20 protein-coding genes and 1 pseudogene are annotated in these 26,543 nt (G+C 69.0%); 16 read left to right on the top strand and 5 right to left on the bottom strand.

Annotated features, from left to right (window positions below; genetic code table 11):
* The first annotated feature begins 7 nt into the window (after nt 1-7).
* The 8 genes from RM704_RS06385 to RM704_RS06350 all read left to right on the top strand — a co-directional run bounded on the left by RM704_RS06385 (nt 8) and on the right by RM704_RS06350 (nt 12,041).
* Nucleotides 8-943 carry an alpha/beta fold hydrolase gene (locus tag RM704_RS06385; RefSeq protein WP_033532166.1) on the top strand — a complete coding sequence of 312 codons (936 nt, stop codon included), beginning with the start codon at nt 8-10 and terminating at the stop codon, nt 941-943.
* Nucleotides 944-1,010: 67 nt separating this feature from the next.
* Nucleotides 1,011-2,027 (top strand): NAD(P)/FAD-dependent oxidoreductase, encoded by a 1,017-nt coding sequence (locus RM704_RS06380; RefSeq protein WP_033532167.1) that lies wholly within the window; start codon nt 1,011-1,013, stop codon nt 2,025-2,027.
* Between the two features lie 247 nt (nt 2,028-2,274).
* Complete coding sequence (locus RM704_RS06375) at nt 2,275-3,282, top strand: NAD(P)H-binding protein (protein WP_033532168.1); 1,008 nt, start codon at nt 2,275-2,277, stop codon at nt 3,280-3,282.
* A gap of 86 nt (nt 3,283-3,368) precedes the next feature.
* Nucleotides 3,369-5,000, top strand: coding sequence for an MFS transporter (locus tag RM704_RS06370; RefSeq protein ID WP_033532169.1), 1,632 nt, complete (start codon nt 3,369-3,371; stop codon nt 4,998-5,000).
* Between the two features lie 1,924 nt (nt 5,001-6,924).
* The gene (locus tag RM704_RS06365; protein WP_033532170.1) at nt 6,925-7,566 is read left to right on the top strand and encodes a (2Fe-2S)-binding protein; all 642 of its coding nucleotides are present in this window, start codon (nt 6,925-6,927) and stop codon (nt 7,564-7,566) included.
* Between the two features lie 12 nt (nt 7,567-7,578).
* A complete protein-coding gene (locus RM704_RS06360) occupies nt 7,579-8,559 on the top strand; it encodes an FAD binding domain-containing protein (RefSeq protein WP_033532171.1) in 981 nt (326 codons plus the stop codon).
* Nucleotides 8,556-10,742, top strand: a complete 2,187-nt coding sequence (locus RM704_RS06355; RefSeq protein ID WP_033532172.1) for a xanthine dehydrogenase family protein molybdopterin-binding subunit — start codon at nt 8,556-8,558, stop codon at nt 10,740-10,742. The genes RM704_RS06360 and RM704_RS06355 overlap by 4 nt, the downstream gene beginning before the upstream one ends.
* Before the next feature lie 159 nt (nt 10,743-10,901).
* Nucleotides 10,902-12,041 carry an XdhC family protein gene (locus RM704_RS06350; RefSeq protein ID WP_033532173.1) on the top strand — a complete coding sequence of 380 codons (1,140 nt, stop codon included), beginning with the start codon at nt 10,902-10,904 and terminating at the stop codon, nt 12,039-12,041.
* A gap of 2,326 nt (nt 12,042-14,367) precedes the next feature.
* Here the strand turns inward: RM704_RS06350 and RM704_RS06340 are convergent.
* Entirely contained in the window at nt 14,368-15,258 is an 891-nt protein-coding gene (locus tag RM704_RS06340) for an alpha/beta fold hydrolase (RefSeq protein ID WP_033532174.1), read from the bottom strand.
* An 87-nt stretch (nt 15,259-15,345) separates the two neighbouring features.
* Here RM704_RS06340 and RM704_RS06335 point away from each other — a divergent pair, with 87 nt between their 5' ends.
* The 3 genes from RM704_RS06335 to RM704_RS45470 all read left to right on the top strand — a co-directional run bounded on the left by RM704_RS06335 (nt 15,346) and on the right by RM704_RS45470 (nt 17,882).
* Nucleotides 15,346-15,822: a MarR family winged helix-turn-helix transcriptional regulator gene (locus tag RM704_RS06335; RefSeq protein WP_033532175.1), complete on the top strand. Its 477-nt coding sequence runs from the start codon at nt 15,346-15,348 to the stop codon at nt 15,820-15,822.
* Between the two features lie 167 nt (nt 15,823-15,989).
* Nucleotides 15,990-16,994: an NADP-dependent oxidoreductase gene (locus tag RM704_RS06330; protein WP_078937524.1), complete on the top strand. Its 1,005-nt coding sequence runs from the start codon at nt 15,990-15,992 to the stop codon at nt 16,992-16,994.
* A 60-nt stretch (nt 16,995-17,054) separates the two neighbouring features.
* Nucleotides 17,055-17,882 (top strand): SDR family NAD(P)-dependent oxidoreductase, encoded by an 828-nt coding sequence (locus RM704_RS45470; RefSeq protein ID WP_438828894.1) that lies wholly within the window; start codon nt 17,055-17,057, stop codon nt 17,880-17,882.
* A 263-nt stretch (nt 17,883-18,145) separates the two neighbouring features.
* Here the strand turns inward: RM704_RS45470 and RM704_RS06315 are convergent, their stop codons facing one another.
* Nucleotides 18,146-19,024, bottom strand: coding sequence for a helix-turn-helix transcriptional regulator (locus RM704_RS06315; protein WP_033532176.1), 879 nt, complete (start codon nt 19,022-19,024; stop codon nt 18,146-18,148).
* A gap of 102 nt (nt 19,025-19,126) precedes the next feature.
* Here RM704_RS06315 and RM704_RS06310 point away from each other — a divergent pair, with 102 nt between their 5' ends.
* The 3 genes and pseudogenes from RM704_RS06310 to RM704_RS06295 all read left to right on the top strand — a co-directional run bounded on the left by RM704_RS06310 (nt 19,127) and on the right by RM704_RS06295 (nt 21,579).
* Nucleotides 19,127-19,822, top strand: coding sequence for an SDR family NAD(P)-dependent oxidoreductase (locus RM704_RS06310; protein ID WP_033532177.1), 696 nt, complete (start codon nt 19,127-19,129; stop codon nt 19,820-19,822).
* A gap of 363 nt (nt 19,823-20,185) precedes the next feature.
* A complete protein-coding gene (locus RM704_RS06305) occupies nt 20,186-20,338 on the top strand; it encodes a hypothetical protein (protein WP_192829872.1) in 153 nt (50 codons plus the stop codon).
* 357 nt (nt 20,339-20,695) lie between these two features.
* Nucleotides 20,696-21,579: pseudogene (locus tag RM704_RS06295) on the top strand (IS5 family transposase).
* Nucleotides 21,580-21,595: 16 nt separating this feature from the next.
* Here RM704_RS06295 and RM704_RS06290 read toward each other — a convergent pair.
* Nucleotides 21,596-22,015 carry a MarR family transcriptional regulator gene (locus tag RM704_RS06290; RefSeq protein WP_052146576.1) on the bottom strand — a complete coding sequence of 140 codons (420 nt, stop codon included), beginning with the start codon at nt 22,013-22,015 and terminating at the stop codon, nt 21,596-21,598.
* A 124-nt stretch (nt 22,016-22,139) separates the two neighbouring features.
* Here RM704_RS06290 and RM704_RS06285 point away from each other — a divergent pair, with 124 nt between their 5' ends.
* Nucleotides 22,140-23,012 carry an alpha/beta fold hydrolase gene (locus RM704_RS06285; protein WP_033532179.1) on the top strand — a complete coding sequence of 291 codons (873 nt, stop codon included), beginning with the start codon at nt 22,140-22,142 and terminating at the stop codon, nt 23,010-23,012.
* A gap of 117 nt (nt 23,013-23,129) precedes the next feature.
* Here the strand turns inward: RM704_RS06285 and RM704_RS06280 are convergent, their stop codons facing one another.
* Nucleotides 23,130-23,504 carry a winged helix-turn-helix transcriptional regulator gene (locus tag RM704_RS06280; RefSeq protein ID WP_033532180.1) on the bottom strand — a complete coding sequence of 125 codons (375 nt, stop codon included), beginning with the start codon at nt 23,502-23,504 and terminating at the stop codon, nt 23,130-23,132.
* 90 nt (nt 23,505-23,594) lie between these two features.
* On the opposite strand from RM704_RS06280, the gene RM704_RS06275 reads away from it, so the two are divergent.
* The gene (locus RM704_RS06275) at nt 23,595-24,407 is read left to right on the top strand and encodes an MBL fold metallo-hydrolase (RefSeq protein WP_052146546.1); all 813 of its coding nucleotides are present in this window, start codon (nt 23,595-23,597) and stop codon (nt 24,405-24,407) included.
* Nucleotides 24,408-25,932: 1,525 nt separating this feature from the next.
* On the opposite strand, the gene RM704_RS06270 is transcribed toward RM704_RS06275, so the two are convergent.
* Nucleotides 25,933-26,439 (bottom strand): peptidoglycan-binding domain-containing protein, encoded by a 507-nt coding sequence (locus tag RM704_RS06270; protein ID WP_033532182.1) that lies wholly within the window; start codon nt 26,437-26,439, stop codon nt 25,933-25,935.
* Nucleotides 26,440-26,543 lie beyond the last annotated feature (104 nt).

The following is a 26,543-nucleotide window of genomic DNA, read 5'->3' as shown; positions in this document are numbered from 1 at the left end:
TGAATTCATGACCCGGGCGACCCAGCGACCGCCCTTCGGTGCGGACTCCCCGGCCAGGGGGTCCCAGGCGGCCGACCGCGTCCGTCGTCGGACGGTTCAGGCGGGCGGACTGGAGGTTCCGATCCTTGAGGCCGGCAGCGGGCCGCTCGTTGTGTTGCTCCACGGGTTTCCCGACCATGCCGCCAGCTGGGCAGGGATCCTCGACCGCCTCGCGCAGGACGGGTACTGGGCGGTCGCGCCCGCACAGCGCGGATACTGGCCCGGCGGCGCGGCTCCCGATGGCTCCTACGACATTGCCTCGACCGGCCAGGACGTCCTCACCCTGATCGAAGCGCTCGGGCGCGAGGAGGCGGACCTCATCGGCCACGACTTCGGAGCCGCGGCGGCGTACGCGGCAGCGACCCTCGACCCGAAGCGTGTCCGCAAGCTTGTCACCATGGCGGCTCCCCATGGCCGTCAAACGATGAACGCCTTGGTCACCGACGGTGACCAGCAGCGGCGCAGCTGGTACATGTTCTTCTTCCAGACAGCCATGGCGGAGGCGGCCGTCGAGCACGACGACTTCGCCTTCATCGACCGGCTCTGGCGGGACTGGTCACCCGGCTACGAGCTGCCGGACGCGGAGCGGGCCGCGCTCAAGGAAACCCTGGGTGCTCCAGGAGTCCTGACCGAGATCCTGGGCTACTACCGCCAGTTGTTCACGCCCCCCGCGGACGAGGCGACCCAAGCCCTGCACGCCCGGGCCTTCGGCGCCCTCACCGTCCCGACGCTGTACCTCCACGGGGCCGACGACAACTGCTTTTCCGTGGCGTTGAGCGACGGCATGGACGACCTGTTCACGAACGGCTTCGAACGCATCGTCATACCCGGCGTGGGGCACTTCCCGCACGTCGAACAGCCCAAGACGGTCGCCGACCACATCCTGGGCTTCCTGAACAGCTGACCCCCTGCAACCCCCCAGCACTCGAAGGGCTGACCGAACCATGACTGACAAGGAAAGGCAGGAGACCATGACTGCGAAGGCTCCTGCGTACGCGACCGACGCACTGGCCGAGGGGACCGTCGACGCGGTGGTGATCGGCGGGGGCGCCGCGGGGCTGAACGGTGCACTGATCCTCGCCCGCTCCCGCCGCTCGGTCGTCGTGATCGACAGCGGCTCCCCGCGCAACGCGCCCGCGGAGGCCGTGCACGGCCTCATCGCCCTGGACGGCACGCCGCCGTCCGAGATCCTTCGACGGGGCCGGGAGCAGGTGCGCCAGTACGGCGGACGCGTCGTGTCCGGCGAGGTGGTCTCGGCCGAGCCTGCCGCCCCGTCGGCGGACGGGGACCTGCGGTTCACCGTCACCCTGGCCGACGGCCGCCAGATCACCGCCCGCCGCATCCTGGTGGCCACCGGCCTCAGGGATGTGCTACCGGAGGTGCCCGGGCTCGCCGAGCACTGGGGGGACAGTGTGGTGCACTGCCCGTACTGTCACGGCTGGGAGGTGCGCGATGAGCCCATCGGTGTCCTCGCCACCGCACCGGTCTCCATCGACCACGCGTATCTGTTCCGTCAGCTGACCGAGGACCTGACCTACTTCACCCACGGCACCGACCTGGACGAGGACAGCCGCGCCCGCTTCGCCGCCCGCGGCATCCGCGTCATCGACACCCCGGTCACCGAGGTCGTCGACGACGAGGACGGTGCCCTCGCCGGGGTGCGCCTGGCCGACGGCCGGGTCGTGGCCCGCCGCGTCCTCGCGGTCGCCGCGCAGCTGCAGGCCCGCACCCAGGGCCTGGAAGGTCTGGGCCTGCCGGTGCAGGACCTGCCGAAGGGCCGCGGTTTCGCCTCCGGTATGGCCGGCACCACCGAGGTGCCGGGTGTGTGGGTGGCCGGCAACGCCACAGATCTGGTCGCCCAGGTCGGAGCCTCCGCAGCGGCCGGCGCACTGGCCGGCGCCGACATCAACAGGATGCTGGCCATCGCGGACACCGACGCGGCCCTCCAGGGGATCGCCGAGGGAAGCCCCAAACCGGCCACACGATGATTTCGAAGCCCTGAGATCTCAGCCCGTCACCCGCTCGACTCACCTTCACCGGTGAGGAAATCGATCTGATTTCCCGTCTGGGAGCTGATCAGTTTCCAGACGGTTCTCAGTCATGCCCGGCAAGCAGGCAGCAGGAGCATCGCGCCGAGGTCAACGCCACCCTTCGACTTCCGCGCCCGCCTCGACGACTTCACATCCTCGGCTTCCTGAACGGCCGACCCACCCCAACCAGATGGAAGACACAACAATGACGGAACGCAATCCCATTCTGATCACCGGCGCCGGCGGCCAAGTCGGTGGCGTGAGCAGCGTGATGGTCGACATGCTGCTCGAACAGGGCCACCCGGTGCGCGCGTTCGTGCGACGGGACGACGAACGCGCGCAGTCGCTGCGCGAGGCCGGGGCCGAGGTCTTCGTCGGCGACCTGCTCAAACTCGCGGACGTGGCCGCCGCGCTGAAGGGTGTCCGGCGCATCTACTTCAGCATGAGCGCGCAGCCGTACTACGCCGACGCCCTCACCGTGATGGCCGCGGCGGCGCGAGCCCAGGGCGACATCGAGGCCTTCGTGCACCTGTCCAACTACGAGCAGTCGTACATGACGCTCGAGAAGATGACCGCACCGGATGAGGAGCGGCGTTCTTGGCTCGGCGGACTGGTCACGGACTGGTCACCGCAGCAGCGGGCGCACTGGGTCTGCGAGCGGGTGCTGGACTGGTCCGGCATCCCGACCGTCAACGTGCGTGCGACCCTGTTCGCCGAGTCCCCCCACCTGACCTGGATGCAACTGGGCCCGCTGAGCAACGGTGAACTGCGCCTGCCCTACGGCGACCAGCGGCTCGCGCCCATAGCCGTTCACGACCTGGCAGAGGTGTGCGTGAAGATGCTGGTCGACCCCGCACCGCACATCTCGAAGTCCTACGCGCTCACTGGCCCAGAGCTGAAGGACATGTACGGGTTCGCTGAGGACTACGCAGCCGCGCTGGGACGCCAGGTCGTCTACATCCCTGAGGACCTGGAGGCCTGGAACGAGGCTTTCGTAGACGAGACCCTCCTGCAGGAGGCCCTGGGCGATCCGGCTGCGGCCCGGCACGTGGCGGCGCACCTGAGGATCCAGGCCAGGCTGATCGCCGGCGGGCGGTACGACGTCCTCTCCGACCAACTGGAAACCCTGCTCGCCCGCCCACCGCGGACCATGCGGTGGTCGCTGCAGAACAACGCTCGTCTGCGCGAACTGGCGGCTGCCCCGAGCCACTGAGCGCTCCGGAGCAACACATGACGCCACCCGGAGGCCAACTTGAGTGATTCCGCTCGTCCGATCCGTCCCCCTCTCAGGAGCTACTGATGTCCTTCCTTGCACATACCCCCGTGGACAAGATGACCGGGCCTTACGCGCGGCGCTGGTGGGCGCTGCTCGTGCTGTGCCTGAGCCTGCTGATCACGGTGATGGCGAACACGTCACTGATCGTCGCCGCCCCCGACATGACCACCGACCTGGGTCTGAGCAGCAGTGATCTGCAGTGGGTCGTCGACAGCTACACCGTTCCGTACGCGGCGCTGATGCTGGTGCTGGGCGCGATAGGCGACAAGTACAGCCGGCGCGGCGCGCTGGTGCTGGGTCTGCTGATCTTCGCCGCCGGTTCGGTGATGGGGAGCCTGGTCGACGAGACCTCGCTGGTCATCGTGGCCCGCGCTGTCATGGGTATCGGTGCCGCGGTCGTGATGCCGGCCACGCTGTCTCTGGTGGTCGCGACCTTCCCCCGGAGCGAGCGGGCCAAGGCCATCACCGCCTGGGCCGCGACCTCCGGGGTGGCGGTAGCCGTCGGCCCGCTGGTCTCCGGCTGGCTGCTGGAGGACCACGCCTGGGGCTCGACCTTCCTGATCAACGTGCCGATCGCCCTCCTCGCCGTGTTCGGCGCGCTCGCCCTGGTACCGCCGTCCAAGGCGCAGGGCATGGGCCGGATCGACTACGTCGGTGGTCTGCTGTCGATCGTCACCGTCGGCTCCCTGATCTACGCCGCCATCGAGGGCCCGCACTCCGGCTGGGGCGCCGGCCCCGTCACCGCCGCCGTGGTCGCCGGTGTCGGTCTGGTCGCCTTCGTCGCCTGGGAGCTGCGGCACCCGCACCCGATGCTGGACGTCCGCAAGTTCACGCTGCGGCCCTTCAGCGGCTCGATGCTCGCGGTGATGTTCTTCTTCTTCGGTATGTTCGCCGTGATCTACTACGCGACGCAGTTCCTGCAGTTCGTCCTCGGCTACGGCGCCCTGGACACGGGTGTACGGCTGCTGCCGCTGGGCGGTGCGGTGTTCCTCGGGTCCGCGCTGACCGGGATGCTCACCCCGAAGCTGGGGGTGAAGGTGATGGTCGTGACCGGCATGGTCGTCGGCACGGCGGGCATGTTCCTGCTCACCCAGATCGACAAGGGGTCGACGTACGGGGACTTCCTGGTGCCGCTGATGATGCTGGGCCTCGCGCTCGGACTGGCCATCTCGCCGGCGACCGACACGATCATGGGCTCCTTCCCCGAGTCCGAGCTGGGCGTCGGCGGTGGTGTCAACGACACCGCGCTGGAGCTGGGCGGGGCGCTGGGTATCGCGGTGCTGGGCTCGCTGCTGGGCACGGCCTACCGGGACGAGCTGACCGACCTGGTGGGCAACCGCCTCCCGGGCGAGGCGATGGAGATCGCCAAGGACTCGGTCGGCGGTGGCCTGGCGGTCGCGGAGCGGGTCGCGCAGGATCCCTCCGCCGGGCCGCAGCAGGCCCAGGCCGCCGTGGACGCCGTCCACCAGGCCTTCGCCCACGGTGTCGCCCAGACCAGCCTCATCGGCGGGATCATCATGGCCGCCGGAACGGCGATCGTTCTGCTGGTCCTGCCGGGCCGGCGTGGGTTTGCGAGGAAGAGCTCCGAGCCGGGGGTCGGGACGGCTGCGAGCGAGGCGGCGACTGTGCGGGAGCGTACCGGAGCCACCCGCTAGTGCCGCGGCAGGCAACGTTTGCCCGTCAAGGAGTGGCGTCCGGTGCGTGCTCTCGGTGTGCCGGCGGGAAGCCCTCGTACTGGATGTACTTGGGTGTTCGGCCGGTGCGGCGAGAGGGCGTGCCGGGCGTCGCGACGGGGCGAACGTTGCCTGCCGCGGCCGCAGATCGCCGACAGGGCGTCCACGGGTCGCCGGGGACGCGTCCGCCGGGTCGCCGGGCACCGCCTCCGCCGGATCGCCCGCCAGGCGCGTCGGGCAGGAGCCCGGCGGCGCGAGACGCGCAGGGCGGGCGTGGTCCACGGTCCACAGCCACGCGGATCCTCTGCCGGAACACCTCACCGTCCTCGGCCTCCGGGCGGACCCGGAGGAGAGCCCCGGGGCACCGGGAGGCCAAGCCCCCGCGCGCCGGCCCACACTGGCCCTCCGCGAAGCGGTCCGACGGTTCGAGGTCGGCGAGGTCGAGGAATGGGCGCATGGGCAGACCCGCCGGAAGCTGGTGTGCTCAATGCCGGTGGCCCCGATCGGGAACCTCACAATGACGCGGCACGAAGAAGGGCGCGAAAGCAATCAGCGAGGCGACAGTTGAGAACCTTTCGACGCGACGCTTGCCGCCTATGAGAGGTGGGGCCAGCCTTGCTCGGAGCACTCGCATCAGCGCCTCACCTCTCGCTGCACCTGTGACCCGCCGCGGGTTACAACCGGCCTGCGATGACTGAAGTGTGCGTGAACCGCCGGCGTGTCGCCCGTCTCATGCGCGCATACGGCATCCGGCTGTCCATTGCCGCTGGCGGCGATGGACAGTCCAGCCGGGCCAGAGGCCCAGGGCCGACTCTGGACCTGATCGGCCCGCGCTTCCGGAGACCGTCGTGAATGGATGCGGCCACCAGGAGCGGGCGTGAAGCTGGGCTCCTTCCGGCAGCACATGTCGCAGGACCGCCGACCCCAACTCCAAGCGGAAGGCTGCCCTCGATGAACTCGGCATGCGCGGGAACAGAGTCGGTTTCCATCTCGTCGCTCGCGCGACCCGGCTGCCAGCCTGACCACCTGCGGAGTCGGGCTGGGCAGTCCCTGCAAAGGACGATCCGTGAGTTGTTTTCCCTCCCTGTCCACTCATCCGGACCATCCCGACCGCCGGTACATGCTCGGCCAGGAACTGCGGGTCCAGAAAGACCGGCACGGTCCACCGCAACGCCCCCCTGACCGGAACCGGCCGCCTGCGCTTCTGTCGTCGCGGGGCGCCATCCCGGTCGCTGCTGGAGGGAGAGCCCGGCCGTGCCCGGTGCGGACACCACCGCATTTCCGCTGGGGCAGATATGAACATGCTGGGCACAACAGCCCCTGGATAACCAGGAGTCAGCGGTGAAGGCTGAGTGAGTGTCCCGAACCCATACCCTGATCACCGGTGCCCCCTTGGGCGTCGGTACCGCCTGCGCCCGGCTCCTGACCGCCGACTGCGACTTCGGGGATCGGCGTGATGACCTGGCCCCCGAACTACCCAGTTCCGACGGGGCCTTGGACGTCATGCGCACACCTCGGCATGCGCAACGACGTCGTGCCGCTCTCCCAGGCCGATCCGTCCTACGGCATCCGCCTGCTCATCCTCAGCGCCGTCGCTCCCGTCCACCTGATTCGGGCGTGGCGGCGTCAGAGGTCTACGGGGTCTATGGCTGAAAATAGTCCACTTCGTCATGACCGGGCAGGACGTGGCACGGGCCGGTCTCGCCGGTCTACGGCTGGGGAAGTCGGCCTGTGTCCCGAGCCGGGAGTTACCAGGCCGTCGTGCTCGATGCCAGTCGGCCGTCGAATCCACTCTGCTGACCGATGCCGACCTTCTTTGCCGCCCATCACCTGGAGTCCGCCCGAGCGACCGGTGCACCCTCGCGATCGACGCGACCACCCACACCCACACCCAGGGAGCGTGGATATGTCCACTGAACGTCCCGATCCAGCCATGACTTCCGCCGCCGACCCCCTTGTGTCTCCTTCCCGGCGTACCTTTATCGGCACGAGCACGGCTGTCGGAGGAGCGGTCCTGGCCGGTGGCCTGCTCGCCGGGCCGCCTTCGCTCGGCTCCGAGGCCGCAGTGGCTGCCGAGGCGGCGCCCGGCAGCCGTGTCTCCCTGACGGTCAACGGCGTCCGGCACACCGTCACGGTCGACAACCGCACCTCACTGCTGGACCTCCTGCGCGAGCAACTCGACCTGACCGGGTCGAAGAAGGGCTGCAACGCCGGTGCCTGCGGCGCCTGTACGGTCCTGGTCGACGGACGCCGGGTCAATTCCTGCCTGACGCTGGCGGTGCGGCTGGAGGGTGCCGAGGTCACCACCATCGAAGGTCTGGCAAAGGGCGATCAACTGCACCCGTTGCAACAGGCGTTCATCGACCAGGACGCCTTCCAGTGCGGTTTCTGCACCTCGGGGCAGATCGTGTCCGGGGTCGGGTGCATCCAGGAGGGCCACACCGGCTCCACGGAGGAGATCCGGGAGTGGATGAGCGGCAACCTGTGCCGCTGCGGCTGCTACGTAAAGATCGAGCGAGCGGTCGAGCAGGCCGCCGGCCGGAAATGAGGGCTGAAGTCCATGCACCCCTTCACGTACACCAAGGCCAGGGACACCCGTGAGGCCCTCGACGCAGGTCGGCAGGGCGGGCGTTACATCGCCGGCGGCACCACACTCGTCGACCTGATGCGGGAGACTGTCGAACGGCCCGGTTCGCTGGTCGACATCAGCGCCCTGCCGCTGCGCAAGGTCACCGCCACCAAGAGCGGCGGCCTGCGCATCGGCGCCCTGGCTCACATGGCCGAGACCGCCGCGCACCCGAAGGTGCGTACCCTGTACCCCGTCATCTCCCAGGCACTGGAGCTGAGCGCATCGGCCCAGCTGCGGAACATGGCCACCATTGGCGGCAACATCATGCAGCGCACCCGCTGCACGTACTTCCGTGACGTGACCGCCGCATGCAACAAACGTGAGCCCGGATCGGGTTGCGCCGCTCTGCACGGCTTCAACCGCAGCCATGCGATCCTCGGCACCTCCGACCACTGCGTGGCCACCCACCCCTCCGACCTCGCGGTCGCCCTCGCGGCCCTGGAGGCCACTGTTCACCTGCTGGGCCCGGACGGCGAACGCACCGTGCCCTTCGCCGACTTCCTGCTCCAGCCGGGCAGCACCCCCAATAGCGAACAGGCGTTGCACAAGGCCGAGTTGATCACCACCGTGGAGTTACCGGCCCATCCGCGCCCACTGAAATCCGGTTACCTGAAAGTGCGCGACCGGCAGTCGTACGAGTTCGCGCTCACCTCCGCGGCCGTCGTCCTGCACATCCGCGGCGGCGTCATCCGCGCGGCGAAAGTGGCCGTCGGCGGGGTGGGCACCGTGCCGTGGAAGCTGCCCGCCGTCGAACGGCAACTCATCGGCGAGCGGCCCTCGAAGGCACTGTGGGCTGAGGCAGCCGAGCAGGCGGCGGACGGGGCTCGCCCCCTTCAGCACAACCGCTTCAAGGTCGAGTTGCTGAAGCGGACCGTCGAACGCCAGCTGAGCACCGTAGGAGGCACGAAATGAGCCAGCCCCAGGCAGCGGTCGGTGCGGCGGTGCCCCGGGTCGACGCACGACTGAGGGTCACCGGGAGAACGAAGTACGCCGGAGACAACAGCCCCGACGGGGTCGTGCACGCGGTCATCGTCGACAGCAGTGTCGGCCGCGGCCGTGTCACCGGCATCGACACCCGTGCTGCCGAAGCCCAGACCGGCGTCGTGAAGGTGATCAGCCACCTCAACGCGCCCACACTGCCGCCCCGTGCACCGGGATACCCACCGGGTGAGGCGCTGCGCCCCTTCCAGGACGACCGCATCCGGTTCTTCGGACAGCCCGTCGCGGTCGTGGTGGCGACCACACTGGAGGTGGCACAGCACGCGGCGAGCCTGGTGAAGGTCTCCTACGACACCCAGCCTCCCTCCACCGACATCGGCGGCGCCGACCCTGCGGACGATCCCGAGACCTATGCGCGCGGCGATGCGGACGGGGCCCTGGAGGCCGCCGACGTCAAGCTGGACCTGGCGTACCGGATGGCCCGCAACCACCACAACCCGATGGAGCCGGCCGGTACCGTCGCCCGCTGGGAGAACGACAAGCTCACGCTCTGGGAGAAGACCCAGCATGTGCAGAGCACCGTGGAGACCATGGCCGCCGAGTTCGGCATGCCGCCGGACAACATCCGCGTCATCTCTCCGGCCGTCGGCGGCGCCTTCGGCAGCGCCGGCCGGACCTGGGTGCACACCTCCATCGCGGCCCTTGCCGCCCGCGAGGTGAAACGCCCCGTAAAGCTCGTCCTCACCCGCAGGCAGACGTACTTCGGCGTGGGATACCGGCCCGCATACGAGTACGAACTGCGGCTGGGCAGCGACCGGAGGGGCCGCCTGACCGCGTCGGTGCACGACGTCCGCACCGAGTCCTCCCGCTACGAAAGGCACAGCGAAGACGTTCTCGCCGCCGGCCGGATGCTCTACAGCACGCCCAACGTCCGTCAGGTGTACGAGCATGTACCGCTGGACGTGAACACGCCCACGTGGATGCGTGGCCCCGGCTACTCCAGCGGCGCGTTCTGCGTCGAGACGGCCATGGACGAACTCGCCCACGAACTGGGCCTGGACCCGATCGAGCTGCGTCTACGCAACGAACCAGCCGCCGACGAGTCCACCGATCTGCCGTTCTCCACCCGCCGCCTGCGCGACTGCTACCGCGCGGGCGCCCGCGAGTTCGGCTGGCAGCGCCGCAACCCGGAGCCTCGCTCGATGCGTGACGGTGACTGGCTCATCGGCATGGGGATGGCCGCCGGTCTCTACGACACCGCACGCAGCGAGGCCCAGGCATCGGTCCGGCTCGACGCCGACGGCACCGCCCTGGTGCAGTCCGCGACCAGCGACATGGGCCCCGGCACGGCCACGTCGATGACCCAGGTCGCCGCCGACGCCCTCGGTCTGGCCATGCGTCAGGTCACCTTCCGGCTCGGCGACTCCATTTTGCCCCTGGCCCCCGGCCACCACGGCTCGCGGACCATGGCCAGTGTCGGATCCGCCGTCCAGGATGGTTGCGACAAGCTGCGCAAGCAGGCCATCGCGCTCGCGGTCAAGGATGAGGACTCACCGCTGTACGGCACCGACGCCGCCGATGTGGTGGTACGAGGCGGTCGGCTGTATGCGAAGGGTGAGTCCACCCGCGGAGAGACTTACCGACAGCTGCTGGCCCGCAACGACCGTACCCACCTCGAAGCGCTGGGCTCGTACGCCGGGGCGCCCGAATCGGAGAAGTTCTCCTTCTACGCCTACGCCGCGACCTTCGCCGAAGTGGCTGTCGACGCCAGCCTCGGCCTGGTACGTGTCCGGCGCATGGTCGGCGTGTACGACGCGGCCCGGATCATCAACCCGAGACTCGCCGACAGCCAGGCCATCGGGGCCATGACTGGCGGGATCGGTCAGGCCCTCCTGGAGCACACGGTCACCGACCACCGCGACGGCCGGATAGTCAACGCCAACCTCGCCGACTACCTCGTGCCGACCCACGCCGACATGCCCGACATGAAGGCGATCTTCATCGAGGGTGAGGACTACGAAGCCGACCCGATAGGCGTCAAGGGACTCGGCGAGATCGTCATCGTCGGAGTGGCACCCGCCATCGCCAACGCGGTCTTCCACGCCACCGGCCGCCGCATCCGCGAACTGCCCATCACCGCCGAAGCCTTGCTCTGATTCCCCTGGGTGGCGGTGCACTCACCCGGCCACCCAGGATCTCGAACGTCCGGCGGCTTGCGACCTCACGCCGCCGGTCACCAGGGCCGCCGCCGCAGCCGTCTCCCCCAAGGCGCGGCGGCGGTCCCCTGAACGTACCTGTCTCACGGAAAGCCCGCCATGCTGAACATCGCGGACACATTGCACCAGTGGTGCCGCAGGGCCCGCCCCTTCGCCCTCGCCACCGTCAGCCAAGTCAGTGGCAGTGCACCTCTGCCCGTCGGTACAGCCCTCGCTGTCGACGCAGACGGCACCGCGGTCGGCAGTATCTCCGGCGGCTGTGTCGAGGCGGCGGTCTACGACGTGTGCCAACACGTCCTCGCCCACGGCGGGCCACCCTCCCACACCAGCTTCGGCTACTCCGACGACGAGGCGTTCGCCGTCGGCCTGACCTGCGGCGGCGAGATCGAGGTCCTGGTACAGCGCGTGGAGCCCACCGCCGAGCCCCACCTTGCCGCCGCCCTCGAAGCCGTGCTCGCGGGCCGCTCCTGCGCCGTGGCCCAAGTCATCGACGGTCCCGGTGAACTCATCGGCCGCACTCTCCACATTCCCGACGCCGGTCCGCACGACGGCACCCTCGGTGGCGAGACCGAGGACAAGGTGGTCGTGGCGCCCGCCCGCGCGCTCCTGCGTGTGGGCCGAACCGCACGCGTCGAGGTCGGCGGCGACGCCGACACCTGCCCCAGGAACCTGACCGTCCTCGTCCACGCCCACGCACCCCGCCCTCGGATGCTGATTTTCGGCGCCATCGACTTCGCCGCTGCCCTCAGCGAGGTCGGCCGCTTCCTCGGCTACCACGTCACCGTCTGCGACGCCCGCCCCGTCTTCGCCACTCCGGCCCGATTCCCGCACGCCGACGAGATCGTCACCGACTGGCCCCACCGCTACCTCGCGGCCACCGAGACCGACGCCCGCACCGCCGTCTGCGTCCTGACCCACGACGCCAAGTTCGACATCCCCCTGCTGCGGTTGGCTCTCGCCCTCCCCGTCGGCTACGTCGGCGCAATGGGCTCCCGACGCACACACAGCCATCGCATCGGCCTGCTCCGGGAAATCGGCGTGCCCGAGGAGCAGCTGGCCCGTCTGCACTCACCGATCGGCCTGGACCTCGGTGCCCGTACTCCCGAGGAGGTCGCCGTCTCTATCACCGCGGAGATCATCGCTCATGCCAACCGCGGCACGGGCCTGCCCCTGTCGTACGGCACCGGCCGCATCCACCGTCCCGCACAGCCTCTGCCTCATCTGGAGACGGCGCCGTAACTTCCCCACAGACGCCGTGACACGTCCCAACAGCCTCCACGCCGGCGTGCCGCCAGCCAGTTCCCGCCGAATCGGCCGTCTGGGCGCGAGCACGATCCAGTTGGTCCCGGTGACCGGGCCAGCAAGCCAGCGCTCGTAGCCGCTTACCGGCGCGGAGCACTTGTTCGCGGCTGCCGTATTCCTGGACAAGGAGCTCAGGCAGCTATCCCTACGTGGACCTACAAGCCGCGGGAAATTTTTGGCCGGACCCGGGCCCGTACGGAATGCCGCAGGCGTGATCGAGCGAGAAGCCGCCGTTCGGGTCCCGGCCCGGTCGACGGCTGCATAGGACCTCGTCGCACGGTCGGGGCTGGGGCGCACGACCGTGTGGGAGGCGTTGCAGGCCGGTGAGCCGGTGCCCTCGGCGAAAACGGTAACGGCGCTGGCCCGCGCCTTGAAACTGCCTGTCGAGGAGTTGCTGGCCTTGCGGCGGGACGCGGCCGGAAGCGGGGGTGGAAATCGGCCGATGCCAGGGCGGCCTATCGGGGAGTGCGATCCGCACGCCCTGGAGGTCCATCCGGCCGGGCCCAGCGCCCTGGCTCCCGGCAACTATGCACCGGAAACGAGGGCGCTGCCGGGGTATGTGGAGCGCGCGCACGACCTGGTGATGGCGCAAGCGGTTCAGGATGCGGCGGCCGGCCGCAGCCGGATGGTGGTCCTGGTGGGCAGCTCGTCCACCGGGGAAACCCGGGCGTGCTGGGAGGCTGTAAGCCACTCGCGAAACAGGGGTGGAGGCTGTGACATCCCTTTGACCGAACTACAGTGGTGGAAAGATCACCGGCACAGGAGGCTTATCCTCCTGTGCCGGTGGCACACCGCTGGCCTGCAACAGCGAGGTGGACCCTCAGATCTACCTGTCGGGTCCTGGCTGGACCACTGCGGGGCGAGCCCGCGCCAGCACAGGTGCCCGCCTCCCGCCCGGTCAACCACCGCTTCGGTGAGCTGCGAATCCACTTCTCAGACGCACTCCTACCGTTCGCAGACGCTCGGCACCATCACTGCGGGAAGTGCAGACTCCGACATTGCCACCAGCTCCACACTCAACGTCAAGTGCCTGTGAACCGGCGCTGACCGGGTGCCTCCGGCAGCCCCCTGTCATCCCTCACTGAGCCGGAGGCGCCCATGCCTACTCTTCGCATGCGGGAAGAGATCGAACAAGCCCGCCGACTCCTCACCAACCACCTGAGTGACCCAGCTGTTCAGCGCCGCCAGGAGCAACGCCTCGTCACCTGGAACGAGTCGGCCGAAGAATTCCTCGAAACAGCCGGTCTCGTATGCATCGGGTCGGTCGTGCCCGTACTGGGGACCGCCTTCATACTGGATGACCCGGCCCAGCGGATGACTGATGCGTTGCCTGTCTCGTGTACCCGGATCCACACGGCCCGGGCTTTCTTGGGACTGGCCAATCGCAGGAGCGTCGTGTGCCGCACAGCTCGCGATCGCTCCGCAGCTGGCGGCTGACGGGAGGCCATGGCCGACCATGGGGCCGACCGTGCTCGCCCTGTGGACACTCACGGCCGCAGCTTTCACACTACGGCGGTTCCAGCAGGGCAGCGGTGGAATCCCTGCAGCGTGCTCATGGGCGGGATTGGTGTGCGCAACCGCGTGGCTGCCCGCCGCCGTCGCGCTCTTCGCCGACGTATTCACACCGGAGTTCGGACCGTCCCGATGGCGCTGGACCGCCTTGGCAGCCATCGGCTTGGTCGGGTGGTCTCTCGCAGTGCGCGATCGCGCACTGCCACTCTCCCGACGAGCCGGAAGCCTGTGCTCACGCATGCTCGGACAAGCAACCAAGCAGGGCTAACGATCCGGATACCCAGCCGACGGCTTCACCCGGTACCGCCCGACGGCTCGTTGGTCGACTAGGGAATGTTCTGAGTTCAGATCACGTGGTGGGTTGAAGGCTGCGAAGTCACAGGATGGCGGCGCGAATGTTGGCTTTGTGGGTGAGAACGGTCTGGCTCAAGTTGTGTGAGTCGACTACCGAGCGTCACGCGATGAGAACGTGTTCTCGAAGGAGTTGGAATCCAGCACGGCCGAACATTTGCCGCTTCGGCGTTTTGATCCGGTTTACTGCCTTCGGCGGGGCCGGAGTTCCAGTCGGTGGTCAGTCCTGCGGTCACCGCGTCGAAGTCGCCTTCCAGGCCGACGGTGAAGGTGCTGACGCCGGGGAGGGTGCCCACCTCGGCAGCACGAATCCGGGAGGCAACGGCGCTGCCCCGGCTCGAGGCCGCGTCAGCGGCAGGCCGGAGAGGGCACGGAGGTGGAGGTGCAGGGATTCGGCCGTTCATCGGCTCCGGTCGACGCGGTCGACGAAGTCGCCGACCGCGGTGGCGAAGGCGGCGGGCGCCTCCTGCGCGACGAAATGCCCGACGTCCGGGATCGAGACCGCGGTGACGTCGTCGGCGACCTGGCGCATCGTCCGCTCGGTGAAGGGGGCGTTGATGCCGTCGACGGCGAGCACGGGAACGGTCAGCGGCCGCGACTCGGCCAGTGCCCGCATCCGGTCGCCGCCGGTCAGGGAGGAACGGTAGAGCCCCTCGGTGCCGCGCCAGCCGCCCGGCCGCGCGTAGGTGCGGGCGAACTCGTCGAGGTCGGCCTCGGTGACCCCGCCCGGCGCCATCGTCATCACCGAGACGGCCCAGTCGAGCATCACTCGCTCGCGGCCGGCCAGGAACAGCTCCGGAATTCCTGGGGCGGCCAGGAATCCCACGTGCCAGGAGCCGCCGTTCCTCACGTCGGCCAGCATCTCCCAGCCGTACCCCGGAAGGGTGGTCTCGACGCCGGTGAAGCTGAGGACGTCGCCGGGGTGCGTGGCCGCGAACGCGAAGACCGGCCCGCCGCTGATGTCCTGGCAGGTCACGTGCACGGGCCCGACGCCGAGGTGGGCGACCAGCCGGTGCAGGTCCTCCGCCATGGTGGCCAAGTCGTGGTCGCCGTCGGGGATGCCGGAGTCGCCGAAGCCGCGCAGGTCGACGGCGAACACCCGGTGGGTGGCGGCGAGCAGCGGGATGACGTCGCGGAAGGCCCACCAGGACTCCGGCCACCCGTGCACCAGCAGGATCGGGGAGCCGGTGTCGCCCGCCGAGGCGTAGTGCAACGTGGTGCCGTTGACCTCGGCGGTGTGGTGCGTGACGCCCGTCACGGCGGGCGAGGCGGTCACGAAAGAGCTGGTCATGCGATGACTCCCAAGATAGACAACCAGGTTGACTCCAGTGTTGGTCAACCTGGTTGTCCAGGTCAAGGGAAGATCTAGACTGTGGTCATGTCCTCACGATCCGGCGCCGATCTCGCCCTGCTGCTCCTGGGCAGCTATCGCAATCTGGTGGACGAAGTGGTCCGGGAGCTGGCGACCCGGGGATACCCCGACGCCCGGCCGTCGCACGAGTACGCGATCCGGGCCATCCGAGCCGGCGCCGACAGCGCCTCGGACTTGGCCCGCAGACTCGCCATCACCAAGCAGGCCGCGGCGAAGACGATCGCCGCGCTCGTCGAACGCGGGTACGTCACCACCGAGACCGACCCCGCCGACATCCGCCGCAAGAACATCCGGATCACCGATCACGGGATCGGGCTGATCACCGAGAGCACGGCGATCTTCGACGAGGTGCGGGCCCGCTGGGAAGTGCGTCTGGGCGCCGCCGAACTCGCCGAGCTGGAAACGCAGCTCGCCCAATTCGTCGGCGACTCGCCCATCAACCTCGACGCTCCGGGCTGGGCGGCGGGACAGGAACTGCGCTAGCGGTCAGCCGAGGGTCGTGGTCGGCCGGTCGGCGCCGCTTTCGGGGCCGCGGAGACACCGGCGGGGCCGAGGAACGGGTCTGGCCCAAGTTGTGCGGGCCGAATACTTGTTGTAGCTGTTGATCTTTGTGGCGGGGGTTCGGAAGTCACCTTGATTTCGCTCCTCGTATGGCTGATGTGCTCGACATTCGGTCGCCGGCCACTGATCACCAGAAGGACAACTCCCATGCGCGCACTGCATTTCTCGAAGCCGGCGGACAGCCCGTCCTCGGCGACCTGCCCACCCCCGAGGTGGTCCCCGGACACGTACTGATCAAGGTCAGGGCGGCCGGACTCAACCCGCTCGACAATGTCATCGCCGCCGGGTTCATGGCCGAGCGGTTCCCTCACCACTACCCGCTGGTCCTCGGCCGTGACGCCGCCGGCGTGGTGGAGGCGGTCGGTGCGGGCGTGGACCACGTCGAGCCGGGCCAGGAGGCGTTCGGCAACGTTCCGCTGGCTCCGCCGATCCAGGTCGGCACCCTCGCCGAGTACGCGCTGCTGCCCGCCGAGACCGTCGTGGTGAAGCCGGCCGGACTCGACTTCGCCACCGCCGCCGTGATGCCCCTGGCCGCTGCAGCCGCCTCCGCCGCCGTCGACCTGGTCGAACCGCAGCCCGGTCAGGTGGTCCTGGTCAACGGTGCGAGCGGCGGAGTGGGCCGGTACGCGGTCCAGCTGCTCGCCGCCCGCAGTGTGACCGTCGTCGCGACCGGCACCTCCGACGACGCGGAACGGCTCAGCGAGCTGGGCGCCACGACCGTCGTGAACTTTGCTGTCGGCCCGGTCGCGGACCAGGTCCTGGCCGTCCACCCCGACGGCGTCGACGCCCTGGTCAATCTGGTTGGCTTCGCCCTCGCCGACGTGCCCCTGGAAGCGGTCCGCAAGGGCGGCCGGGTCGCGACCACGACCCCCGCCCCCGACGCCGACGCGCTGGCCGGTGCCGGGCTGGCCGGCGGCATGGTCTTCGCCCAGCCGGTCCGTGAGACCGCGGAGCCGCTCGCCGAACTGGCGGCGGCTGGTCTCCTCTCCGTAGACGTGCACAGCGTGCTGCCCTTGGAGCGGGCCGCCGAGGGTCTGGGCGTCCTCGCCGCAGGCCGGGCCCGCGGCAAGATCGTCGTCACGCTCGGCGACTGATCCCTCAAGTGTCTGAGACAAGCATCCATCAAGTACCTGAGAACAAAGAGGAGTTGTGTCATGGCTGGACGTCTGGAAGGCAAGATCGCCGTGGTGACGGGCGGTGGCGCCGGTATCGGACGGGTCATCGCGCAGAAGCTGTCCGCGGATGGCGCGGATGTCGCCGTAGCCGATGTCAACGACGCGGTGGAGACGCGGGAGCTGGTCGAGGCGAACGGGCGCCGGTTCTTCGCCGCGAAGGTCGACGTGTCCGACGAGGCCCAGGTGAACGCCTTCGCCGCGGAGGTCCGTGAGGCGCTGGGCCCGGTGGACATCGTGGTGAACAACGCGGCCATCGCCATGCTGAAGGACCTCGACAACACCACGTACGAGCAGTGGAAGAACTTGTTCTCCATCAACGTGGACGGCTACTTCCTGGTCACGAAGGCCTTCGTGCAGGACCTGAAGGACTCCGAGGCCGGACGTGTGATCAACATGTCGTCGTCGGGCCACTGGGAGGCCCCGCCGATGTTCCTGGCGTACGTCTCCGCGAAGGGCGCCGTCAACGGCTTCACCCACGCGCTGGCCACCGACCTCGCGCGCTGGGACATCACGGTCAACGCGATCGGCCCCAGCGTCGTACGCACCCCCACCACGCGCCGTGAGCTGACCGAGGAGTTCTTCGGACACCTACGCGCAGCTGCAGAACCTGAAGCGCGAGCAGACGCCCGAGGACGTCGCCAACCTGATCGCGTTCCTCGCCTCCGACGAGGCCGGCTTCATCACCGGCCAGGTCCACCTCGTCGACGGCGGTCTGATCCGCCGCTGACACCGGTACGCGGGCGCGCCCTTCGGGAAACGCGCCCGCGCCCGGCCGTACGGAAGTGCCCGCGCCCACCTTGGCGGTGACCCGCAAGTACAGTGCGGCCGCATGCATCGCGAGGCTCATCCGCTCCCCAGCAACAATGATGCGTCAGCGTATTCGCATCCATCCCGTCGGCAACGCCGGACGCACCTGTCCCGGACGCTGGACCATTTGTCACACCGTCGCCTGACTCATGCGGTGCGCCGCCTCACCGGCGAAGCCAACCTTGACCGGCGCGGACCTGGCGTGGGGCGGGTCCACGATGGCCTGGCCTCCGGCGGCTGGGCGGGTCCGGTCGACCGGACTGTTACGGCGTGGAAAACAGGCCGGGCCCCTGAGGTGAGGGGTCATCAGCTCGGATGCCGTTCGTGACCCGCAGGAACTCCAGCTTTTCCGCATCGGCGGAACCGGCGGCCACCGTGTAGACGACGAGTCGGACGTCGCAGCCCGGGACGGTGAGCACGTCGCAGTCGCATGTCACCTCGCCGACCTGGGGGTGCACGACGGTCTTGCGGGCCGAGACGTGCGGCCCGACCGCACCCTCGTCCCACAGCCGGGCGAACTCCGCGCTGGTGGAGCGCAGTTCCGCGACAAGATCGATCAGTGCACGGTCACGGGGGTAGTCGACGAGAGCCGTGCGCAGATCGGCGACGAGGGCTGGATGCAGGGCGCCGCCGTCCCGGATCACGGGCCAGGCCGCGAGCCCGCTGGGCCCTGGGGCGAAGGCCGCCCGCATCAGGTTCCGCTCGGCCTGTGTCCGTCCGCTGGGGTCTCCCATCAGCACTGCCCATGCGGGAGTCCAGGACAGCAAGGTCCAGTCGGCACTGAACACCCCCACGGGGAACTCACCGAGGCGAGCCAGCATCCGCTGCACCCCCGCCGGCACATGCGTAGAGATCGTCCCCTCCTGTGGAGGGAGGAGGCCGGCCAGCCGGTAGGCGTGATCGCGCTCCAGGGGTCCCAGTTGCAGTGCCCTGGCCAGGCTCGCGACGACCTGCGCCGAGGGGCTCGTGGCGCGCCCCTGCTCCAGTCGCACCACATAGTCGACCGACAGCCCCGCGAGTTCGGCCAGTTCCTCGCGTCGCAACCCCAACGCACGTCGCCCGGGCCGCGCAGTCCGCCCGACGTCGATGGGGGAGAGCCGGTCGCGCCAGCGGCGCAATGCCGTGCCAAGGGTCTCGTCCACTCCACCATTGTGTCCGCCGGACAGCCGTTGTGCCTGGTACTGGCAGTCCTACCGTCGCAGAGGGCACTGGTTCCGCTCTTGGCACGGGCCGAGAGTGAACGCATGACCACAACATTCATCACTGGAGCCAACAAGTCCCTCGGGTACGAGACCGCCCGCCGGCTGATCGAGGCCGGCCACACCGTCCTCGTCGGCGCTCGCGACAGTGAGCGCGGCCAGGCGGCCGCCGACGCACTCGGCGCCCGTTTCGTCCAGATCGACGTGACCGACGACGCGTCGGTGGCCGCGGCCGCCGCCGACATCGGAGCTCGCGAGGGCGGCATCGACGTCCTGATCAACAACGCAGGTGTTCTCGGACCACACAGCCCCGCCGACCAGCTCACGGCCGCTGACGCCAGCGCGGTGTTCGAGGTCAACGTCGTGGGGATCGTCCGGGTGACGCACGCGTTCCTGCCCCTGCTGCGCAAGTCCGCCAGCCCGGTCATCGTCAACGTGTCCAGCGGCATGGGGTCGTTCGCGCTGACCCACGACGCCGAGCGCCTCGAGAGCCAGGCCATCGTGCCGCTCTACACAGCGTCAAAGGCCGCCGTGACCATGCTGACCACGCAGTACGCGAAGTCCTGGCCGGACCTGAAGGTGAACGCAGTCGACCCGGGCTTTACCGCGACCGACTTCAACGGGCACCGCGGCCCGCAGACAGTGGCCGAGGGGACCGACGCGATCGTCGAACTCGCCACCATCGGGGCGGACGGACCGACCGGAACCTTCCGTGACCGTCACGGTGAGGTGGCCTGGTGATCCGCCTCTGAACCCGGAGCGTGCCCGGCAGGGAGCAGGCCGCCCTTTGCGCGAGCCGTCGGCGACGTCCCCGCTTCGTAGATCGTCGCACGAAGGCCGTGGACGTGAAGGACGCGCGCGTCGAGCAGAACCGCCGGAGGGCGCCGCGAGGGACCTCCGGACGCCCGTCGGTACCGTCGTCGGGACGTGACCCGTGACCATACTCCGTCCGCGCCGACCAGCAGGCTGGTCGGCACGGTCGTCCCGTCCAGGAACGTCACCGCATGGCGACCGCCTCCGAGGGGCAGGTCGGCACGTTCAAGACCTACCTGTTCGACGGCGACACCCGCCACCTGGCCAGTGGCCGGGGCCGTCGGCGACAGGATGCCTCTCGTCCTGCACGCCTACGTGACACTCAAGAAGCCGCAGGAGTGGATGGACGCCTTCGACTTCGCCGGTGGCGACGTCGAAGGCGGCGAACAGGGCCCCGGCACCACCGCCCCGACGAGGGACTCGGACGGTCCCGGGGCGGCCTGACCTGCAAGATCCACCTCGCCGGCGACGGCGGATGCCGACCCATGAGCTTCCTCCTCGCCCGGGCCAGTGGGGCGACGCACCGCAGATGATCGAGGTCTTGGAACGGATCCGGGTGCCCCGCCCGCAGGGTGGTCACCCGCGAACTAGTGCCGCGACAGGCAACGTTCGCCCCGTCGCGACGCCCGGCACGCCCTCTCGCCGCACCGGCCGAAAACCCAAGTACATCCAGTACGAGGGCTTCCGGTCGGCACACCGAGAGCACGCACCGGACGCCGCACCTTGACGGGCAAACGTTGCCTGCCGCGGCACTAGGCCGTGTATCGAAGGTGGATCTCGACCTATGAATGATCGTGTTTCATGGGGCGGGGAGATCTCACGGAGGAACAGCGGGCTGTACTGGAGCCGTTGTTGCCGACGGGACGAAGGTGGGGCGGCCGCCCGTCTGGCCGCGGCGGCAGCTGATCGACGGCATACGGTTCCGTGTCCGGACGGGTGTTCCGTGGCGGGATGTGCCCGTCGAGTACGGGCCGTGAGGCCGGACCTACGACTTGTTCCGCCGGTGGCAGCGGGATGGCACCTGGCACCGGGTTCTCACCCGGCTCCAGGCTCTGGCCGACGCGCAGGGGGCGATCTCGTGGGACCTGAGCGTCGACAGCGTCGACTCCACGGTGTGTCGCGCTCATCAGCATGCGGCCGGGGCCCGAAAGCACGGTGACCTGCAGAAGGAACCGCCGGGCGGTGTCGTCACCGAGCCTCGTGATCACGGACTGGGACGCTCGCGCGGCGGGTTCACCACCAAACTGCACTTGGCTGTCGAGCAGGGCCAGAAGCCTCTGTCGATCGTGGTGACGGCCGGGCAGCGCGGCGACTCGCCACAGTTCGAGGCCGTGCTGGAGAAGGTTCGCGTGTCCCGCGTCGGGGTGGGCCGGCCACGCATTCGCCCGGACGGCGTGCGCGCTGACGAGGCTTACGCCTTCCGCGAGAATCGCGCCTACCTGCGTAGAGGAGGCATCCGCTGCACCATCCCGGACGAGGCCGACCAGGCGCGTCACCGCAAGCAGGGCGGCTCCCGCGGCGGTCGGCCGCCGAAGTTCGACCCGGTCGACTACCGCGGGCGCCACGCGGTCGAGTGCGGCATCAATCGCCTCAAAAGGCATCGTGCCGTGGCCACGGGATACGACAAACTCGCGGTTCGTTACGAGGCGACCGTTCTCGTCGCGGCCATCAACGAGTGGCTGTGACCAGCATATTCGAGTCCTAGACCGCTGCCTTCCGCATCCCAGTCAGAAAGCCCCTGATCGCGGCCAGTTCCCGCTCGTCGTATCCCCGCAGCAGGTCCACCGCCCGATCGATGAGCGGTCCGAAGTGGGACCAGCCGAGGGCGACCGCCCGCTCGTCCACTTCGATGGTGACCTTGCGGCGGTCCCGCGCATCGCGCACCCGCCGCACATGCCCGGCCCGTTCCAAGCGGTCGACCAGTGCTGTGGTTCCTGCCGAGTTGAGCCCGAGAGCGGTGCCCAGGTGCCCTGCTGTGGTCTCCTCGCCGGCGCGGGCGGCGTCCATCAGGGCGATCAGCGCACGCACGTCGGTGGGGTGCATGCCGTTGCGCTGTGCGAACCGGGTGCTGTGCCTGCCCAGGTCGACGGCCACCGCGCGCAGCAGGTGGACGATCTCCATCTCGGGCCCCGGCTCGGCTCGTTCGACGAGTTCCTCACCCTCCTGATCGGGCACGGACCACCTCCACGTATCATCTCGCCCAACAAGTATCTTGCTGAGCGAGATAATAGAGGAGTCGCCGTTCATGAACGCTCGCGATACGTACGACGCCGACAACTTCCTCATGGCCTACGACAAGGTCATGACCAAGTGGCCTGCCGCTCGCGAGACGGTGACCGTTCCCACGCCCTTCGGCACGACACACGTCAACGTATGCGGCCCGGCCGACAGGCCCTCGCTCGTCCTCCTGCCCGGCGGAGGGGGCGCAACCTCCGCGTCCTGGTACGCGCAGGCCGCCGAACTGTCCCGCACCCACCGGGTGTTCGCCGTCGACTTGATCGGCGCCCCAGGACGCAGCACTCCCGACGGCGACCGCCGCCCCCGTACGGTCGCCGACCTGTCGGCCTGGCTGGACGCGCTTCTCGACGGCCTCGGAGTGGCCGAGACCGACCTGGGCGGACACTCGTACGGCGCCTGGATCGCGCTGCATCACGCCATGCGCGCGCCCGACCGGATACGCCGCCTGGTCCTTCTGGACCCGACCCAGTGCTTCGCCGGGTTCAGCCCGGCCTACCTGCTGCACGCACTGCCCATGCTGCTGCGGAACACACCCCGCCGGGTCCGCGCCTTCCTGGAGTGGGAGACCAAAGGCTCCGCCCTCGATCCCGACTGGCTCGCCCTGCAAGAGGCGGCCGCCGGTTTCCCCTCTCTCCGACCCGTAACCGGGCCGCGTCCGGCACCGGACGCCCTGCGCGGCCTGGACCTGCCGGTCCTGTTGCTCCTCGCCGGAAGCAGCAGGACCCATGACCCCTCCGAGGTGGCCGCCCGCGCCGAGGCGCTGCTGCCACGCGTCGCGACGACCGTGCTGCCGGATGTGTCTCATCACGCGCTTCCGCACGCCATCCCGCCCGAGGCGAACCGTAGCCTCGCCGGCTTCCTGGAACGGTCCGGTGACTGAGTCTCAGCCGGCCCCGGGCACCGCACCCTGAAAATCAACCCGCTCACAGCACTTCCGATACACGGCCTAGCTCATACGGCGGAAGCACGGTGACGTGTGCACACCGAGCCTTCCTTTTCAGGGCTTCGGGTCGGTGGTGTGGGTGTGTCGGTGGTGGGCGTAGTCGCCGGTGTGCTGTTCGGCCCAGTCCTGCAGGTGTTGCAGTGCGGCGGTGACGCCGCGGGCGAGGTCGGTCAGGGCGTACTGCACCGTCGGCGGGCGACTGGTGTGCACGGTGCGGGTGATCAGTCCGCCGGCTTCGAGGTCGCGCAGGGTCTGCGCGAGCATCTTGTCGCTGACGCCGCCGGCCCGTCGACGCAGCTCCGACCAGCGTTGCGGGCCGTCCATGAGATCCACCAGGACCAGGGCGGCCCACCGGGCGGTGACCAGGTCGAACAGCTGCCTGCCGGGGCAGGCGGGATCGCGGACGTTGCCTCGCGTGCTTTCCTGCACGTGCTCACCTCACCTGAAGGTATGTACTTCCCAGAAGAAAGTAACTCGGCCAAAGTGAGTGAGCCAACCCCTGATCGTCAAGGAGTACCTGTGGTAACCGACGTTGCCGTGACCCCCGCCGCGCACACCGTGACGGTGCTCGGCGGCCCCACCGCGCTGATCCACCTGGCCGGCTGGACGCTGCTGACCGACCCGACCTTCGACGCCGCCGGCACCGAATACCAGGACGGCCCTGTCCTGGTGCGCAAGACCGCCGACCCGGCGCTGAAGCCCGAACAACTGCCCGCTCTCGACGCCGTCGTGGTCAGCCACACCGGGCACCAGGACAACCTTGACGCCACCGGGCGTACGGTGGCCTCCGGTGCCCCGGAGGTGTTCACCACCGTTGCCGGCGCCGAGGATCTCGGGGGCGTAGCCGTTGGCCTGGAGCCCTGGCAGACCCGGACCATGGCGAAGCCGGGCCGCACGCCGCTGAGCATCACCGCGGTCCCCGCCCGCCACGGTCCGGTCGGCACCGAGGACCTCACCGGCCCGGTCACCGGCTTCCTCCTGCACACCGACGACGGCTCGGCACCGAGCGTGTACGTCTCCGGTGACACCGTCGACCTGGACGCGATGAGCGCCCTGGCCGACCGGTACCGCGTCGACGTGGCGCTGCTGCACCTGGGCGCGGCCGGCTTCGAGGCACTCGGTGACATACGACTGTCGCTGACCGCGGTCCAGGCCGTCGAGGCCCGTCGCCTGCTCGGCGACCCCCTCGTGGTGGCCGTGCACGCCGAGGGCTGGGCGCACTACACCGAAGACCGCAGCCACGTCCAGCAGGTCTTCGACGCCGCCGGCGTCCCGCTGCACTGGCCCGCCCCGGGCGAGTCCATCACCCTGCCGGACCCGCACACCCGATGACACCTCACCCAGTGCCAGTGGCGCACCGGCCCGCTCCTTCCCCGCGGAGACGGCGGGGGGCGGCTGCGGTCGGCGGATTCCAGCGCTGAGTATGACGCTTTCGGGCCTGGGGTGCAGCAGTACGAGAAGTGCCTCGCCGAGGTCGGTCGCAGCTGTGCGAGGCTGGAGGACACGGCATCTGAGGGTGATGCGCCGTGAGTACCGGAACGGCGATCGAGTTGGATTTGTTTATTTCTGTGCGTGTTCACCTGATCACTTGGTGTCAGAAATTGATCGGCGACGAAATGCGCGTTCGGGGGCTGATCCGAAATCCTGCGAAGGAGGACAGTGGCGTCCTCCAGTGTCAGCCAGAAGTCCTTGGTCTGCGGCCGCAGGAGCGTCGTGAGCCTCCACTCCTGTGCGGAGAGGCCGGACGGCGGTGGCCCCTGAGTCATGCGATCCCCCTTCAGGCGGCGCGTCGTTCACGCCGGTTGATCCTTTCGTCCTCCTCGGCCCCCGCCAAGAGGGAAGTTGCCTCCCCGCACCAGCCGCCCCGGAGGGCTGTGCCCAGCTAGTGCTGTGACCGCATAGGTTCGCCGAGTTGACGATTGGAGCGATGGGAAGGGCAGTTGAATGGTGGACGCTTGTCCGAGGGTTCCGGGCGTGATCGGCTATCTTGTGAGTTTCCTGTTCGGCCTGGGGGTGGACGGGCTCTACCCGATGTTGCGCCGACGCCGACCGGTCGCAGTGGAACTGCGAGCAGCGGTACAGGAGTCGGTGACCGTGTTCGGGAGTAGGTGGCCGCTTTGGAGTTCGATGCCAATGGCCCTGACGCCACCCTCGTTGCCCTAAAGGAGTACCGAGCGGCGTTGGCGGTGTACGACCCGGGCCCGTGGGGCGCGTACGAAACCCGACGCGCTGACCGCCCTGCGCGACGGCCGCGCCGCCATGATCCGTCTCAACCTCCGGCGCCATCGCCGACCAGTCGCGATCGACGCCCTCCCGTCGGCCGCCTACCCCGGTCGCTCGTGATCGCTCACCGGCACCGGCGAACGTCATCTGTCAACCGGTCACGGCGACGTCGAGACCGAGGTGTTCATCGACGACCCCGAGCCCGGCCGTCCTGCCCTGGTGGAGGCCGATGCCACCAGCGAGGGCAACTTCCACTGAGGGGCATGACACACACTGCGGATCTGCCCCATAGCAGGATTTGGCCTTGATCATTGGGAAGTACCACGGCCGTCGCTACCTGGCTGCGGACGGCACCCACCTGCTCGTTACCCCTGCCAACAGCAGCGACCGACCGCAGTTGGTCGACCCGCTTCGCCCGGTTGTCGGCCACGACCAGGCTCGCCCCCGAACACTGCGGCCACAGTGACGAGGTGCTTCGCCACAACGGCGGCCCCGCGTAGCTCACCGTCCAGTTCCAGACCGACATCAACTGGCAGCTCCGTTACGTGTGCCAGTGCCTACGGTATTGGCCTGCAAGGCAGACTTCGACGCCGACCTTAGGCACAGAGGTCGGCGTCGACAGATGTTGTGTTGACTAGAAAGGGGGATTGAGGCAGCCGATAGAGTTACCGCCCTCGGTATACAACACCCACTGCATCTGTTCACGGGTCGCCGGCCCGTATTCGCCGTCGGCACTCACGCCCAGGCGGTTAGCTTGGAGCCACCGAACGGCATCCACCGTGCCGGTGCCGTAGATCCCGTCTATCCCTCCGGTGGCGTTGATCCGATTGGCGGCATAGGTGCCGCTGTAGCAGAAAACGATGGCCCATTGCAGCTCCCTCACGGCGTTTGGACTGCCCGTCTGATATTTCATGTAACAGCTCAGACCGTTACCGGTGCGCGCGGGGATTTTGTAGTGATTGCCAGGGTTGCCGCCACTGCCCAACCCATCGGTGCGCTTCACCGTCGTGTTGCACGGACCGTAGGCGGCGTGGGCCGGTGCAGTCATCATCGGGCTGGCCGTCAGGCCTGCGGCGAAGAGGAGAGCCAAAGCCCCCAACACCCCGCTCCGCATGCGCAGCGTCGTTGATACTTGTTGCACGATGCAATCCTTCCGGTCGGTGATGTCATCTCAGTGATGGCCTCACCGATGGACCTTAGGGTCATCGTCGGCTTCGGACTTTGTCATCCGTGCAGGGAACTTTG

It is taken from the genome of Streptomyces gottesmaniae (assembly GCF_031845845.1).
GTDB lineage: Bacteria > Actinomycetota > Actinomycetes > Streptomycetales > Streptomycetaceae > Streptomyces > Streptomyces akebiae.
This window is presented reverse-complemented; position numbering and strand designations above follow the sequence as displayed.